This window comes from Pseudomonas brassicacearum, assembly GCF_003732175.1.
Classification (GTDB): domain Bacteria; phylum Pseudomonadota; class Gammaproteobacteria; order Pseudomonadales; family Pseudomonadaceae; genus Aquipseudomonas; species Aquipseudomonas brassicacearum_G.
In genome coordinates this window covers 86,006-101,450 of record NZ_MOBI01000013.1, presented here as the reverse complement: position 1 = coordinate 101,450, position 15,445 = coordinate 86,006, and the positions used below count along the sequence as shown (strand labels likewise).

The 15,445-nt window shown below is 59.2% G+C and carries 11 protein-coding genes; 6 read left to right on the top strand and 5 right to left on the bottom strand.

The window, feature by feature from the left end:
* Positions 1-123 precede the first annotated feature (123 nt).
* Entirely contained in the window at positions 124-2,436 is a 2,313-nt protein-coding gene (gene metE, locus BK658_RS11220) for a 5-methyltetrahydropteroyltriglutamate--homocysteine S-methyltransferase (RefSeq protein WP_123582339.1), read from the bottom strand.
* Positions 2,437-2,545: 109 nt separating this feature from the next.
* Here metE and metR point away from each other — a divergent pair, with 109 nt between their 5' ends.
* Positions 2,546-3,463 (top strand): transcriptional regulator MetR, encoded by a 918-nt coding sequence (gene metR / locus BK658_RS11215; protein ID WP_019693392.1) that lies wholly within the window; start codon positions 2,546-2,548, stop codon positions 3,461-3,463.
* Positions 3,464-3,636: 173 nt separating this feature from the next.
* Here the strand turns inward: metR and BK658_RS11210 are convergent, their stop codons facing one another.
* The 4 genes from BK658_RS11210 to nosR form a co-directional block, all read right to left on the bottom strand.
* Positions 3,637-4,140: a GNAT family N-acetyltransferase gene (locus tag BK658_RS11210; RefSeq protein WP_123582338.1), complete on the bottom strand. Its 504-nt coding sequence runs from the start codon at positions 4,138-4,140 to the stop codon at positions 3,637-3,639.
* A 5-nt stretch (positions 4,141-4,145) separates the two neighbouring features.
* A complete protein-coding gene (locus tag BK658_RS11205) occupies positions 4,146-4,784 on the bottom strand; it encodes a LysE family translocator (protein WP_123582337.1) in 639 nt (212 codons plus the stop codon).
* A 28-nt stretch (positions 4,785-4,812) separates the two neighbouring features.
* Entirely contained in the window at positions 4,813-5,247 is a 435-nt protein-coding gene (locus BK658_RS11200; RefSeq protein WP_123582336.1) for an NUDIX hydrolase, read from the bottom strand.
* Between the two features lie 184 nt (positions 5,248-5,431).
* Positions 5,432-6,766 (bottom strand): response regulator c-di-GMP phosphodiesterase, NosR family, encoded by a 1,335-nt coding sequence (nosR, locus tag BK658_RS11195; protein WP_123582335.1) that lies wholly within the window; start codon positions 6,764-6,766, stop codon positions 5,432-5,434.
* 262 nt (positions 6,767-7,028) lie between these two features.
* Here nosR and BK658_RS11190 point away from each other — a divergent pair, with 262 nt between their 5' ends.
* From BK658_RS11190 to BK658_RS11170, 5 genes are read left to right on the top strand one after another with little or no spacing between them, the layout of a single operon-like run.
* Positions 7,029-9,335 (top strand): GGDEF/EAL domain-containing response regulator, encoded by a 2,307-nt coding sequence (locus BK658_RS11190; protein ID WP_123582334.1) that lies wholly within the window; start codon positions 7,029-7,031, stop codon positions 9,333-9,335.
* Positions 9,332-11,203 carry a putative bifunctional diguanylate cyclase/phosphodiesterase gene (locus BK658_RS11185; RefSeq protein WP_123582333.1) on the top strand — a complete coding sequence of 624 codons (1,872 nt, stop codon included), beginning with the start codon at positions 9,332-9,334 and terminating at the stop codon, positions 11,201-11,203. Before BK658_RS11190 ends, BK658_RS11185 begins: the two co-directional genes overlap by 4 nt.
* A 43-nt stretch (positions 11,204-11,246) precedes the next feature.
* Entirely contained in the window at positions 11,247-12,206 is a 960-nt protein-coding gene (locus BK658_RS11180; protein ID WP_123582332.1) for a cytochrome-c peroxidase, read from the top strand.
* Positions 12,203-14,014, top strand: a complete 1,812-nt coding sequence (locus tag BK658_RS11175) for a DAHL domain-containing protein (RefSeq protein ID WP_123582331.1) — start codon at positions 12,203-12,205, stop codon at positions 14,012-14,014. The genes BK658_RS11180 and BK658_RS11175 overlap by 4 nt, the downstream gene beginning before the upstream one ends.
* A complete protein-coding gene (locus BK658_RS11170; RefSeq protein WP_123582330.1) occupies positions 14,011-15,417 on the top strand; it encodes an ATP-binding protein in 1,407 nt (468 codons plus the stop codon). Before BK658_RS11175 ends, BK658_RS11170 begins: the two co-directional genes overlap by 4 nt.
* Positions 15,418-15,445 lie beyond the last annotated feature (28 nt).

Sequence of the window (15,445 nt, the reverse complement as noted above, 5' to 3'; positions counted from 1 at the left end):
TCGTTCCCACGCTCTGCGTGGGAATGCAGCCCTGGACGCTCTGCGTCCCTTCAACAGCCGAACGCGGAGCGTCCGCAGAAGCATTCCCACGCGGGAGCGTGGGAACGATCAATGGTTACTGGATCAGGCCAGTTGATTACGCAGTTGCCGCGCGGCGGCGACCATATTCACCAACGCCGCTTCTGTTTCGGGCCAAGCCCGGGTTTTCAGGCCGCAGTCCGGGTTGACCCACAGCCGTTCGGCCGGGATCCGCTGCACCGCCTTACTCATCAACTTGACCATCTCGGCGGTGTCCGGCACCCGTGGCGAATGAATGTCGTAGACACCCGGGCCGATGTCATTCGGGTAGTCGAAGGCCTTGAAGGCTTCCAGCAACTCCATGTCCGAACGCGAGGTTTCGATGGTGATCACGTCAGCGTCCATGGCAGCAATAGACGTGATCACGTCATTGAATTCGCTGTAGCACATGTGGGTGTGGATCTGGGTTTCATCGCGCACGCCAGATGCGCTCAAGCGGAACGCTTGCACCGCCCAGTCCAGATATTCCTGCCATTGCGCCCGGCGCAGTGGCAAGCCTTCGCGGAACGCCGCTTCGTCGATCTGGACGATTTTGATTCCGGCCTGCTCCAGGTCGACCACTTCATCGCGCAGGGCCAGCGCCAACTGTTGCGCCTGGACTTTGCGCGACACGTCTTCACGCGGGAACGACCACATCAGCATCGTCACCGGCCCGGTCAGCATGCCCTTCATGACCTTCTCGGTCAGGCTCTGCGCGTAGGTGATCCAGTCGACAGTCATGGCTTTCGGACGGCTCAGGTCACCGTAGATGATCGCCGGTTTCACACAGCGTGAACCGTAGCTCTGAACCCAGCCGAAACGGGTGAACAGGTAGCCGTCGAGTTGCTCGGCAAAGTACTCGACCATGTCGTTGCGCTCGGCTTCACCGTGCACCAGCACATCGAGGCCAAGACGTTCCTGGATTTGCACCGCGTGGCGGATTTCGCTGTGCATGGCGTCGGTGTAATCGTTGGCCGAGAGCTTGCCCTGTTTGAACGACTGGCGCGCCAGACGGATCGACGCCGTCTGCGGGAACGAGCCGATAGTGGTGGTCGGGAAGGCCGGCAAATTCAGGCGTGCGCGTTGCAACTCGATACGCTTGGCAAACACTGAGTGACGCTGACTGTCGGTGTCGCGAATGGCCCGGATGCGCGCCTGCACCTCGGCTTTGTGGATGCGTGGCGACTGCGCACGACTGGCCTGCACGGCACGGCTCTGCGCCAGCGCAGCCTGGACCTTCGGCGCTTGCGGATCGTTGAGTGCATCACGCAGCACGGCGATTTCACCGCACTTTTGTACGGCGAATGACAGCCAGCTCTTCAGCTCGGCGTCGAGCGTGTCTTCACGGTCCAGGTCCACTGGACTGTGCAGCAGCGAGCACGAACTGCTGACCCACAGGTTGTCGCCGTAACGCTCTTGCGCCGGTTTCAGTTGTGCCAGTGCCTGTTCCAGCTCGCAACGCCAGACATTGCGACCGTTGACCAGGCCTACCGACAGCACTTTGTAAGTCGGCAGGCGATCAAGTACCTGGCCCAGTTGTTCCGGCGCTCGCACCGCGTCGATGTGCAGGCCGTCCACCGGCAGGCTCACCGCCAGCCCGAGGTTGTCTTCCAGGCCACTGAAGTAGGTGGCCACGAGTTTCTTCAGCGGCGAATACTGAAGGATGTGGTAGGCGCGCTCGAAGGCGTTTTTCCAGGCTTGCGGCAGGTCGAGGGTCAGGATCGGTTCGTCAATCTGCACCCATTCCACACCTTGGGCCTTGAGGCGATTGAGGATTTCGCCGTACAGCGGCAGCAGACCTTCGAGCAGATCAAGCTTGTCGAAGTCGTTGCCTTTGGTTTTGCCCAGCCACAGGTAAGTCAAAGGGCCGATGATCACCGGCTTGACGCGGTGACCGAGGGCGTGGGCTTCGTCGACTTCGTCGAACAGCTGCTCCCAGCTCAATTTGAACGGCTGGTCAGCGCTGAATTCCGGGACCAGGTAGTGGTAGTTGGTGTCGAACCACTTGGTCAGTTCCTGCGCATGGTGCGTCTTGGCAGACTCACCGCCACAGCACTTTGCGCTGGTGCCACGGGCCATTGCGAACAAAGTGTCGAGGGTCGGCAGGCCCTGTGCATCCTTGGCGCCGTCGAAGCGTTCGGGGATCACGCCAAAGGTCAGCGAGTGCGTCAGCACCTGGTCGTACCAGGCGAAGTCGCCCACGGGCAGCAGGTCGATGCCGGCGTCTTTCTGCACTTGCCAGTGTCTGGCCCGCAGTTCACGGCCGACGATTTTCAACCCGGCCTGATCGAGGTCGCCCTTCCAGTAGGATTCGAGGGCTTTTTTCAGCTCGCGGTCGGCACCGATGCGTGGAAAACCGAGTGTGTGGGCCAAGGCCATGGCATATGTGCTCCGAAGTAAAAGATGGCCCTATTGTCGACAGCCAACCCAACATGAGACAAACTCAACCTTTTCGTGTTGATCACAAAATTTGCTCATGGAGCCCACAGTGCTCGAAATCCGTCACCTGAAGACCCTGCACGCCTTGCGCGAGGCCGACAGCCTGGTCGAAGCCGCCGACCGTCTGCACCTGACCCAGTCCGCCCTGTCCCACCAGTTCAAAGAGCTGGAAGAGCGCATGGGCATGCCGCTGTTCGTGCGCAAAACCAAACCGGTGCGTTTCACCAGCGCCGGCCTGCGCCTGCTGCAACTGGCCGATGCGACCCTGCCGCTGCTGCGCGGGGCCGAGCGTGACATCGCACGATTGGCCGGTGGTACCGCCGGACGGCTGCACATGGCGATCGAATGCCACAGCTGCTTTCAGTGGCTGATGCCGACCATCGACCAGTTCCGCGATGCCTGGCCGGAAGTCGAGCTGGACCTGGCGTCGGGTTTCTCCTTCGCCCCGCTGCCGGCCCTGGCCCGTGGCGACCTGGACCTGGTGGTAACATCCGACCCGCTGGAACTGGCCGGGATCACCTACGTGCCGTTGTTCACCTACGAAGCGATGCTCGCAGTGGCCAACCAGCATCGGTTGGCGAACAAGCCGTACATTGTCCCGGAAGATTTGCTCAGCGAAACCCTGATCACCTACCCGGTGGAACGCGATCGGCTGGACATCTTCACCCGCTTCCTGGAGCCGGCCGACATTGAACCGGCGCAGGTCCGTACTTCGGAACTGACGGTGATGATGATGCAGTTGGTGGCCAGTGGTCGTGGCGTCTGCGGCATGCCGCATTGGGCGCTGCATGAATACAGCTCACGGGGTTATGTGAAGGCCAAGCGGCTCGGAGAGAAAGGTTTGTTTGCCACGCTATACGCCGGGATCCGCGCCGACATGCTCGACGCGCCGTACATGCGCGACTTCCTGCTGACAGCCAAGGACACTTCGTTCTCGACTCTGGATGGGGTTAGCGCGGTGCGCTGAAACACCAGGCGACACCACTCTTGTGGCGAGGGGGCTTGCCCCCGTTCGATGGCGGAGCCATCGTAATGTCAGCGAACGCGGAGTATCTGAAAGAGCGCAGTGGCCGGTATTGGGACTGCTTTGCAGCCCAGTGGGGGCAAGCCCCCTCGCCACAAAAGCCCTGCCCTCTGTGGTCAGGCCGGGACCTCGCGCCACATATGGATCTTGTCGAAGTACTCTTCGCCAACCCGAACTGCCAGCGGTTCGAGCCCGAACTGCACGAAACCGCAACGCTGGTACAACGCCAATGCGGCGTCATTGCCAGCGGTGACGGTCAGTTGAATCAGCCTCAAGCCCGACCGACGCCGCGCCTCGTCGAAAAGCACCTGAACCAGCTGATAACCGAGCCCCCGCTGTCTGGCCTTGTCTGAGACATACATGCCAAACAGCGTTGCCTTATGCCGGGCTTTTTCCCGTGCCTCGAAGGCCAGGCCGATAATGCCCACCAGCTCGCCGTTTTCAAACGCGCCAAACAGCACGTCCAGCGGGCTGGTCAAGCGTGACTCCCACCAACTCAATGGCATCACCGCGCGCTCGCGGACACTCGACGTGAACGCCTGCGGGTGACGGTCATAGGCCTCAAGCATCAGCGCCCGGTAAGCGAGTGCATGGCTGGCATCGAGTCGTTGGATTGCCATGTGCTTCAGGCCATGCGCCGCTGTTCAGACATCAGCCGGACTGCCAGCCCAGCCAGTACGAAGCCCATGAAATAGCGCTGAACCGCCAGCCAGCTCGGATTGTTGACGAACCACGAGGCAATCCCGGCAGCAAACAGTGCGATCAACAGGTTAACCGTGAAACTCACGCTGATCTGGGTCAGGCCCAGGGCGATACTTTGGGTAAACACCGAACCATGTTCCGGGCTGATGAACTGCGGGAACACCGAGAGATAGAACACCGCGATTTTCGGGTTCAATGCGCTGGTGAAAAAGCCCATCAGCATCAGTTTTCGAGAAGAATCCGGCGGTAGTTGCTGCGCCTCAAAGGGCGAGCGCGCACCCGGTTTGACTGCCTGCCAGGCCATCCACAGCAGATACAGGGCGCCGGCCCATTTGAGCGCCTCGTAAGCCATCGGCACCGCCATGAACAGTGCTGTCAAACCGGCCGCCGCGGCGAACAGATGTACGAAAAAACCTGCGACAACCCCAAGCAACGAGGTCACGCCGGCCTTGCGCCCCTGGCAGATCGAACGGGAGATCAGATAGATCATGTTCGGGCCCGGGGTCAGCACCAGTAGCAGCGAGGCCGCCGCAAAAATCAACAGATCATGTGTTGGAATCATGACGCAGTCCTTGTCATTGAGTGGGGGGTCAGGCCGGAGCCGTCAGGGAGGCTCGATAAAACGGCAGGATCAGGTCCCGTGTCAATGGCGCCAGGATGAAATCAACGACATTGTGCGGATCAACCCACAGCACTTCTTCGATCTCTGCCGCCGGGGTGACGTGTTGCTGGATATCCAGCTGAAAAATCTCGGCCTCGACCACAAACCCCGGCTCATTGGCTGCCGGGGCAGAAAACTTGCCCAGATAACTCGCTTGAGTGGTGTCGATGACCAAACCCAGTTCTTCTTCCAGCTCGCGGGCCAGCGCATCGACCGGTTGCTCACTGGCCTCGATCTTGCCACCCGGTTGCATGAAGGCCTGGGTCCCGCGCTTGCGCACCAGCAGGGTTCGACCGTCCGGGCCGATCAGCAGGGCAGCGGCAATGCGGATAATGCGCGGTGAAACAGAGGATGAAAGCGTCATGGATCAATGATGGCCTTGGACAAAAGAGCCAAGGATCACATGAGCACAGGTTTCGCGTCACCTCGAAAAAACTACCGCCGCGTAGGCCCCGTAGGAGCATGGCTTGCCAGCGATGACGTCTGTGGAATCGCCATCGCCGGCAAGCCGTGCTCCTACGGATGCCCGGTGAAGTTCACAACGGTATCTAAGCAGAAATCACCGCGTCCAGCTCCTCGGGCACGTGGACAAAGACGCTGTACCTGGCACCTTCCATGGCTTCGAAGGCGATGAGTTTTTCCACCAGCGGGCCATTGAGCACCTTGCCGGCATTGAGTAGCAGCATGCCGTTGTCGGCATTGAGGTTGCGCGCCAGCACCATCCCGGCCGCCAGATCGCGGGTGCTCAGCACCTTGACCGTCGGATCGCCGAGGGTGATATCACGCTGGTACGTGGCGCAGACCTGAACGAAGTCCTCCACCAGTTCCGGGTCGTAGAGACGACCGGTGTATTTGCGGATGAACAGCAGCGCTTCATCGCTGTTCATGTGTCGCTCAAGAATCAGCCCGCACTGCAATTCGATAAAGTCCACGGCCAGCTTCAGCAGGCGCGAACCCAAAGGGATTGCCTCCCCCTTGAGGCGATCGGGAAACCCGCTGCCGTCCCAGCGTTCCTGATGGTGCAGGATCAGGCGTGCGGCATCCTTCATCGGTTCAAGGGTCATCAACAGCGATTCGCTCTGTTTCGGATAACCGCGATACAGCTCCCGTTCGGCGTGATGCAACAGGTCCGAAGGGGCCGTCATCATGCTGTCGGTCCAGCTCAGCTTGCCGATGTTGTAAAGCGCCGCAGCCATGGTCAGGTCTCGGCTGCTGGCTTCATCCAGCCCATGGGTCTGGCAGTAGATACGCACCAGATCGATGATTTTCCGGTTGGTTTGCTTGGCGGGTGGCAGACGCAGATTGGCCAGCAGCGAAAACACTTCGGTGCCGGTGGCGTAGCTGTGCTTGAGCTCTTCATAGGCCAGATCGAGCATGTCGGCGGTCTGCTGCAACTCCGCGGTGCGCGCTGCGACACGTTTTTCCAGGGACACGTTGAGCAGCTTCAACTGCTCGTTCTGATCCCACGTCAACTGCACCAGACGCAGCCGCTCGCGCTCGGAGTGCTGATACGCCAGCGACTGACGCAACGTCAGCAGCATTTCCTCGTCATTCCAGGGCTTGCTGATGTAACGGTGAATCTGCCCCTCATTGATCGCCTTGATGATCATCGAGAGGTCGGCATAGCCGGTCAGCAGGATGCGTACGGTGTCGGGATAGTGTTCGTGGATGTGCGCCAGCAGGGTCGCACCGTCCATATTGGGCATGCGTGCGTCGGTCATCACCAGATCGACCGGTTGCTGCGCCATGATCTCCAGCGCCCGGGTGCCGCTTGCGGCCAGCAGCACTTCATAGGGTTGGCCGCGCAACAGCCGACGCAGGCTATTGAGGATCGATTCCTCGTCATCAACCAGTAACACTCGGGGTTTAAGCAGCTCATCCATGGCATTACCTCAGCTGAAACAGACCAGTCGTTTGTAAGCACCCAAGGGAATTCCCCCTCCTCCATGGGCCTGAACTACAGGCTAGACGGTTTTTCAGCACAGTTCGCAATAGATTTGCCACACGGCAGGCGGCGAACTTGACAGTCGCAGACTATGCTCTGGGTACCTGGATCCAAGATCTGCACCCGTAGCACACTGCGATCAGGAAGGGATACCGTATGAACACTACGCTGCGAGGGCTCATTTGCAACGGTGCATTGCAATGAAGACACCGTTTGCGCGGAAAAACCGGCGGATCCTGATCGTCGACGACACCGCCTCTATCCATCAGGACTTTGCCAAGATCCTCAGCCCCCACGTGCTCGACGATGATGCGCTGAGCAGCGCCGAAGAAGCCCTGTTCGGCACGCAAGCGGTGGCTGCCGACCTGGGGTTTGTGCTCGACAACGCCTTTCAGGGCCTGGAAGCCCTGGGCAAGGTCGAAGCCGCCCTGGCCAAGGATCTTCCGTATGCGATGGCCTTTATCGACATGCGTATGCCGCCCGGCTGGGACGGACTGGAAACCATCGAACGGCTCTGGCAGGTCGATCCAAAACTGCAAATCGCACTGTGTACCGCGTATTCCGACTACTCCTGGGACGATATCGCCGAACGGCTGGAACTCGGCGATCGCTTGCTGATCCTGAAGAAGCCCTTCGATGCCATCGAAATCCGGCAGATGGCCAGCACCCTGACCGTCAAATGGCAAATGACCGAAGAAGCCGCATTGAAGATGAACTTGCTGGAGCAGGCGGTCGAAGAGCGCACCCGCGAGCTGTCCGACGCCAATATCATCGTGCAGAACAGCCCGACCATTTTGTACCGGCTGCGCGGCGAACCCTCGTTCCCGTTGATGTACATCTCCCACAACATTACCAAGTTCGGTCACGTGGCCGCGCAATTGGTGGCGTCGGCAAACTGGGCTCAGGAGCTGATTCATCCCGAGGACCAAGGCAAAGTCGACAATGCCATGGCACGGATACTCGATCGGGACGCTGTCGGGGCGTCCATCGAGTTTCGTCTGCGTACCGGCACCGGTGACTGGCGCTGGGTCGAAAACCGCTACGTACCGGTGCGTAACCAGGACGGACGCTTGCTGGAAGTCGAAGGCATCATCATCGATATCACTGAACGCAAGCTGGCCGAAGAGAAGATTTCCCTGCTGGCACGTACCGACGGGCTGACCGGGCTGGCCAATCGAACGACGCTCCTCGAACGTCTGCACCAGGCATTCGCTGCCGCCCGTCGGGGTGGCGCACCATTCGCGGTGTTCTACCTGGACCTCGATCATTTCAAACGCATCAACGACACCCTGGGCCATCCCATCGGGGATTTGCTATTGCAGGAAGTCGCCCGACGCATCAAGGCCTGTGTCCGCGAAAACGACCTTGTGGCGCGTCTCGGCGGTGACGAGTTTGCAATCGTGCAGCTCGACGCCGGCGACCCGACACAGTCGGCGGCCCTGGCAGGCAAGGTCCGCGATGAGCTGGTACTGCCTTACACCCTCGATGGCAACAATGTGCGGGTTTCGGTCAGCATCGGCATCAGCACTTACTCCAGTACCAGCTTGAGTGCCGAAAGTCTGTTGGCTCAAGCCGACATGGCGCTGTACCGCTCCAAGGAAAAGGGTCGCAACCAGTACCACTTCCACTCCGAGGAGATCAATCAGGAAGTACTCGACCGGGTGTCGATTGCCAACGATTTGAAACAAGCCATCGAGCAAGACCAGCTTGAACTGCATTACTTGCCCGAAGTCGACCTGAGCACCGGGAAGATCCTCGGCATGGAGGCCCAGGTTCGCTGGAGTCATCCAGAGCGAGGAATAATGGAACCCGATATGTTTCTTCCCGCAGCGGAAAAAACCGGTGTGATCATCGCGCTCGGGCACTGGTTGCTGGATCGGGCCTGTCGGCAAATGCGTGAGTGGCGCGACGAAGGCATGGCGCCCCCGGTGATTGCGATCAAGCTTTCGCTGGCCCAGCTCAAGAGCGGTCCGGACCTGATCTACGACGTGCTGCGCACCACGGCCCTGTGGAACCTCTGCCCCTGGGACCTGCGCTTCGACGTCACCGAAGCGACACTGGCGCAAACCAAATGGACCCACAACGATGTGTTGCCTCGCTTGCGTGAGCTGGGGGTGAAAATAGCCATCGACGACTTCGGCACCGAGTACTCCTCGTTCGACTACCTCAAGACCTATCGGGTCAATCACCTCAAACTCGCCCAGGCCTTCATTGACACCGCGACCCGTGATCCCGCCAGCGCCACGACCTTGCGCGCGATCATCAATTTCGCCCGCGAAGTGGGGATCGGCATCATTGCCGAGGGTGTCGAGACCCAGGAACATCGCAGCTCGCTGATCTCCACCGGCTCGCCAATGAACGCTCAGGGCTATTACTTCAGCAAAGCCGTCAGCAGCCAGCAGGCAGCGGCGTTGCTGATGGCCGGCAGCATCGTGCCACCGACCTTCCCCGGCGCAACGAACCCGCGGCTCGAAGACTCGCACTATCCACCGGAGGACCGGGGATGAAACCATCGCTCGCCCCCACCAACCGGCGCATCCTGATCATCGATGACATGCCTTCGATCCATCAGGACTTTCGCAAGATTCTCAGCCCTGATGTGCCGGACGAGCAGTCGCTGGCCGGCACCGAAGAGCTGTTATTCGGCACAGAACAACGCGCTCGCCCGACGTTTCTCCTCGACTCGGCCTATCAGGGAGAAGAAGCACTGGAGCTGGTAAAACGTGCCCAGGCCGAAGGCAGGCCCTATGCCCTGGCGTTTACCGATATGCGCATGCCGCCGGGTTGGGACGGACTGGAAACCATCGAGCGACTCTGGAAGGTCGACCCGCACCTGCAAATAGCTTTGTGCTCCGCCTTCTCTGACTACACCTGGGAAGCGATGGCCGAACGCCTGGCGTTCGGCGACCAGTTGCTGGTGCTGAAAAAGCCTTTCGACAGCCTGGAAATCCGTCAGATGGCCAGTGCCCTGACCTGGAAATGGCAGATGGCCCAGGACGCCGCGATAAAAATGCTCAGCCTGGAGCGCACCATCGAAGACCGCGTTCAGGAGCTGCTCAAAGTCTCCCATCTGTTGCAATACGATGTACTGACCGGTCTGCCCAACAGCACTTTGCTCGGTGATCGACTGACTCAGTCCCTGGCCCTTTCACGGCGACACGACAAACAACTGGCGGTGATATTTCTGGGGCTCGACCGTTTCAAGCGCATCAACAACGCACTGGGCCATCCGGTTGGCGACGAAATGCTCAAACGGGTCGGCCAGAGCCTCGTGTCCACGGTGCGTGAATCCGATTCGGTGTTTCGCTACGGTTCCGACGAGTTCGTGGTGATCCTCGCGGACATCCACCATCCCCAGCAAACCAAAGGCATTGCCGAAAAGCTGCTGAAAGCCGTCAACACCCAGCAGCACATTGCCGGCCATGACCTGAGCGTGACCGCCAGCCTGGGCATCAGCATCTACCCGGACGACGGCTTCGATGCCGTACCGTTGATCAAGAAAGCCGAAACCGCGATGCATAACGTCAAGGAGAGAGGCCTTAACGACTTCAGCTTTTTCATCGACGAGATGAATCAGCGCGCCCGTCAACAGCAAAGCATCGAATCCGGCCTGCGCCTGGCGCTGGAGCGCGATGAGTTCGTCCTGCATTACCAACCCAAACTGGATCTGCGCACCGGTAAAGTGGTCGGTGCGGAAGCCTTGATCCGCTGGCTCAAACCCGGTCACGGTTGGGTGTACCCAACAGACTTCATCGGAGTGGCCGAAGACAGTGGGCTGATCGTTCCCCTGAGCAAATGGGTATTGACCCAGGCCTGCCAACAGGCCCGCGCCTGGCAACTGGCCGGATTGCCGGCGATCAGCATGTCCGTCAACGTTTCCGCCATCGACTTCCGTCAGCACGACTTTGTCGACGGTATCGTGCAGATCCTCGAACTGACCGGCTTCGACCCAACGCTACTGGAGCTCGAAATCACCGAAAGCGTGCTGATGCAGAACGTCGAGGCCACCGTGCAGACCCTGCACGCCATCAAGGCATTGGGCGTGCGCCTGGCAATCGATGATTTCGGCACCGGTTATTCCAGCCTGAGCTACCTGCAACGGTTCCCGGTCGATGTACTGAAAATCGACCAGTCATTCATACGCGGGCTGAGCACCGAAAACAACGACGCTGCGCTGGTCAGCGCCATCATCAGCCTGGGCAAGAGTCTCAACCTCAATATCATCGCCGAAGGCGTGGAAACCCTGGAACAGCTGGACTTTCTCAAGGCCCTTCAGTGTGAGGGAGGCCAGGGTTACTTTTTCAGCAAAGCCGTGCTCCCCCAGGAATTCGTACAGTTGCTCACCGACAGCGAACAGACACCACCGCGCACGTAGACCGACGCCCCGACAGGCAGGCACCCGGCAAAGGAATCATCAGATGTCGCCCTATGGATTCACGCTGCTTACCACGTTGATGCTCGGACTCTGCCTGACGGCGAGTGCCGAGCCTTTGGACGAACCCCTCAAACCGCTGCCACCGGTGCCTGCGCAAGACCCTCAGCGTGTAGAGCTGGGTCGTCAGCTGTTCAACGAAACGCGCTTGTCGGTCAACAACAGCCTGTCCTGTGCCAGTTGCCATCACCTGGAAAAGGGCGGCGCCGATGACAAGAAATTTTCCATCGGTTTCAACGGCCAGCCGCTGACCGTCAATACCCCCAGCGTGTTGAATGCCAGCCTGAACTTCAGGCAGTTCTGGAACGGTCGCGCCGCTACCCTGGAAGACCAGGCTCACGCAGTGGTGGAAAGTCCCACTGAAATGGGCAGCAACTGGGAACACGTGGTGCAAATGCTGTCCACTGACCCTGCCTATCGCTCGGCGTTTGGCAACGCTTACCCCAATGGGGTTACGGTGGCCAATGTACAAAATGCCCTGGCCACCTACGAGCGCACATTACTCAGCACCAATTCGCGTTTCGACCAGTACCTGCAGGGCAACACCGACATTCTCAGTCTTGACGAAAAATACGGTTACCAACGCTTCAAGGACTACGGCTGCATCGCCTGTCATCAAGGGGTAAACATCGGCGGCAACATGTTCCAGAAGTTCGGGGTGATGGGCGATTACTTCCAGGCGCGGGGCAATCTGACCGAGTCGGATCTGGGCCGCTACCTGGTGACCAAGGACGAGGAGGACCGCAACGTGTTCAAGGTCCCCAGCCTGCGCAACGTCGCGGTGACCGCGCCGTACTTCCATGACGGCACGGCGAAAACCCTCGAGGAGGCCGTTGATGTGATGTTCAAGTTCCAGCTGGGGCGCGTCCCTTCCGAAGAAGACAAGGCCCTGATCATCAAATTCCTCAAGACCCTGACCGGCGAGTGGGGAGGCAAACCATTATGAAAGTATCCCGTCGAGTCAGTTTGCTGTTGCTCACCGGCATGACCGTCTTGCTGGCCTCGATCCTGCTGTTCCTGTATCTGAAGTCCAGTTCGGATCAAACCTCGACCTATACCGAATCGCGGGATCTGATCCGCCAGATAAAACAACTGGACGCGCAATGGGAAACCGAGATCCTCAAGGCCCGGATCGCCCTCGTCCACAACTACGATCCACTGGTTTCGCCACTGACCGAAATGAGCCGTCTGTGGGAACGATTCGACTCGATGGAGTCCAGACATGGTCGCAACGACTCGATACAGTGGCAAACCAGCCATGACGCTTACCTGAACGCGATCAAGGAAAAGACCCGGCTGGTCGAACAATTCAAGTCACACAACGCGGTGCTGCGCAATTCACTGGCGTTCCTGCCCACCGCCGAAGACGACATTCAGAACCAGTTCGCACGCCTTGAGGACGACAACAAACTGCAAATGCAGAACACCGCCACCGACACCTACGACCTGCTACTCAGCGGCCTGGAGTTCGCCCAGGTTACGTCCGACGACAAAGCCGCCGACATCCTGCTCGGCCTGAACAAACTGGCGGTGAACAAAGACCGACTGCCTGCCGAGTTCCACACACCGGTGGAGATTCTCAGCAACCACATCGCGCTGATCCTGCGTGAACAACCACTGGTCAACAGCCTGCTGGAACGGATCGAGGCAGTCCGCGTGTCCGAGCGCCTGGACAACATCACCAACCTGCTGGACAACGATCAACGACAGGTCGATGCAGTCGATCAACGCTACCACTTCTACATGGCGGTTTTTTCGGCGCTGCTGGTGCTGTTGCTACTGTTTCTGGCCAATGGGTTGCTGCGCAGTTTTGCGGAAATCAACCGCGTCAACAAGGACCTGCAAGCAGCCAATGAAAGCCTGGAACAACGGGTCGAAGAGCGCACCCGCGAACTCAAGGACACCCAAAGCGAACTGCTGGACACTGCACGCCTGGCCGGGATGGCCGAGATCGCCACCAACGTGCTGCACAACGTCGGCAATGTGCTCAACAGCGTGAATATCTCCGCCGACCTGGTCACCCGCAAACTGCGCAACAGCAAGGCGCTGGGGCTGGGCAAGGCGATGCAGTTGATCAACGAACACCAGGGTGATCTCGGCCACTTCATCACCGAAGACGAAAAAGGCAAATTGCTGCCCGGCTACCTGAATCAACTGGTGGAAGCCATTGCCCTTGAGCAGCAGGGCATTACCGACGAACTGGCGCAATTGAGCAAAAGCGTTGATCACATCAAGGACATCGTTGCCACCCAGCAGTCCTACGCCGGGGCCCACAGCCTGATGGAGCCGCTGCAAGTCAGCGAACTGCTCGAAGACGCCCTGCGCATGAACTCGGGTGCCCTGACCCGCCACCACGTCACCGTAGTCAAGGACTACGCCGAAGTGCCCAAGGTCATGGGCGATAAACACCGGATGTTGCTGATTCTGATCAACCTGATCAGCAACGCCAAATACGCCATGTCGGACCTTAGCGACCGCCCCCGGGAAATGACCCTGGGGGTCAAGGTGGTCGACGACGCGACGCTGCAGGTCAGCGTCAAGGACGAAGGCGAAGGCATCTCGGCCGAAAACATGACCCGGATCTTTGCCCACGGCTTCACCACGCGCAAGGAAGGTCACGGTTTTGGTCTGCACAGTTGCGCCCTCGCGGCCATCGAGATGAATGGCCACCTGACAGCCCACAGCGACGGTCCGGGAAAAGGTGCACTGTTCACCTTGAAAATCCCCTTGAAAATCGCCGAAGGTGAAACATGAGCGAGTCATCGAATCGACGCATCCTGCTGATCGACGACACACCGTCGATCCATGACGACTTTCGCAAGATCCTGACACCTGCACCGCCGCAACACGGCGAACTGGACGAGATGGAGTCCGCGCTGTTCGGCACGCAAATCAAAGCGACGAGCACCCGCTTCGAACTGGATTCGGCCTATGCTGGCCAGGAAGGCTTGAGCAAACTGGTCCAGGCCCAACACGACAATCGCCCCTATGCACTGGCGTTCGTCGACATGCGCATGCCCCAGGGCTGGGACGGCGCCGAAACCATCGAGCATTTATGGCAAGCCGATCCGCGTTTGCAGGTGGTGGTCTGTACGGCGTATTCCGACTACTCCTGGGATGACCTGCTCAATCGCTTGCAAGCCCACGACCGGCTGCTGATCCTGAAAAAACCCTTCGACAACATCGAAGTCCAGCAGATGGCCAATACCCTGACCAGCAAGTGGGACATGACCGAGCGCGCCAGCGTGCAACTGGATCAGTTGGGGCACTTGGTAGAACGACGGACTCGGCAGTTCCAGCAAGCGAGCGTCGAACTGCAACAGGAAATCGACGAGCGCAAACAACTCGAAAGCCAGTTGATACAGTCGGAAAAACTCGCATCCCTGGGGCAATTGGCGGCGGGTGTCGCTCATGAAATCAACAACCCCATCGGCTTTATTTCTTCGAATCTCGGCACTCTGGACGGTTACTTCAAGCAGTTGCAAGTCATGCTCGACGCCTATCAGGGGGCCGAAGAAGCCATTGGCTCCGTTGAGCTTCTCGAACGGCTCCAAACGTTGCGTAAAGAAGTGGAACTGGACTTCCTGCGTGAAGACATTCCGCTGCTGATCAAGGAGTCCAAGGACGGCATCAACCGGGTCGGGCAAATCGTCAGGGACCTGAAGGACTTCTCACGCGCAGACGCCAGCCAGGAGTGGCAGTCGGTCAATCTGCAAACGGGTATTGATTCGACGCTGAACATTGTCGCCAACGAACTCAAGTACAAGGCCGACGTGATCAAGCACTATCAGACGCTTCCCGAGATCGAGTGCCTGCCCTCGCAGATCAATCAGGTGATCATGAACCTGATCGTCAACGCCGCCCAGGCCATGGGCCCCGAACGCGGGACCATTACCCTGAGTAATGGGGTTGCCGGGGAAAAAGTCTGGATCGAAGTGGCGGACACCGGCTCAGGCATCGCGCCCGAATGCCTGCAGAAAATCTTTGATCCCTTCTTCACCACCAAACCGGTGGGCCAGGGGACCGGATTAGGCCTGTCATTGTCTTACGGCATTGTGAAAAAGCATCGTGGCGACATTACGGTGCGCAGCGAAGTCGGGGTGGGCAGCACCTTTCGGATCGAGCTACCGATCCGACAGTCAAAAACCACAGCTTGAATCCGCAGAAAAGATCGCAGCCTTCGGC

Excerpts from the sequence above, each read along its gene's own strand:
- BK658_RS11200 (WP_123582336.1), bottom strand. The coding sequence starts at position 5,247 with ATGACGCTTTCATCCTCTGTTTCACCGCGCATTATCCGCATTGCCGCT.
- BK658_RS11175 (WP_123582331.1), top strand. The coding sequence starts at position 12,203 with ATGAAAGTATCCCGTCGAGTCAGTTTGCTGTTGCTCACCGGCATGACC.
- BK658_RS11190 (WP_123582334.1), top strand. The coding sequence starts at position 7,029 with ATGAAGACACCGTTTGCGCGGAAAAACCGGCGGATCCTGATCGTCGAC.
- BK658_RS11180 (WP_123582332.1), top strand. The coding sequence starts at position 11,247 with ATGTCGCCCTATGGATTCACGCTGCTTACCACGTTGATGCTCGGACTC.
- BK658_RS11185 (WP_123582333.1), top strand. The coding sequence starts at position 9,332 with ATGAAACCATCGCTCGCCCCCACCAACCGGCGCATCCTGATCATCGAT.
- nosR (WP_123582335.1), bottom strand. The coding sequence starts at position 6,766 with ATGGATGAGCTGCTTAAACCCCGAGTGTTACTGGTTGATGACGAGGAA.
- BK658_RS11210 (WP_123582338.1), bottom strand. The coding sequence starts at position 4,140 with ATGGCAATCCAACGACTCGATGCCAGCCATGCACTCGCTTACCGGGCG.
- BK658_RS11170 (WP_123582330.1), top strand. The coding sequence starts at position 14,011 with ATGAGCGAGTCATCGAATCGACGCATCCTGCTGATCGACGACACACCG.
- BK658_RS11205 (WP_123582337.1), bottom strand. The coding sequence starts at position 4,784 with ATGATTCCAACACATGATCTGTTGATTTTTGCGGCGGCCTCGCTGCTA.
- metE (WP_123582339.1), bottom strand. The coding sequence starts at position 2,436 with ATGGCCTTGGCCCACACACTCGGTTTTCCACGCATCGGTGCCGACCGC.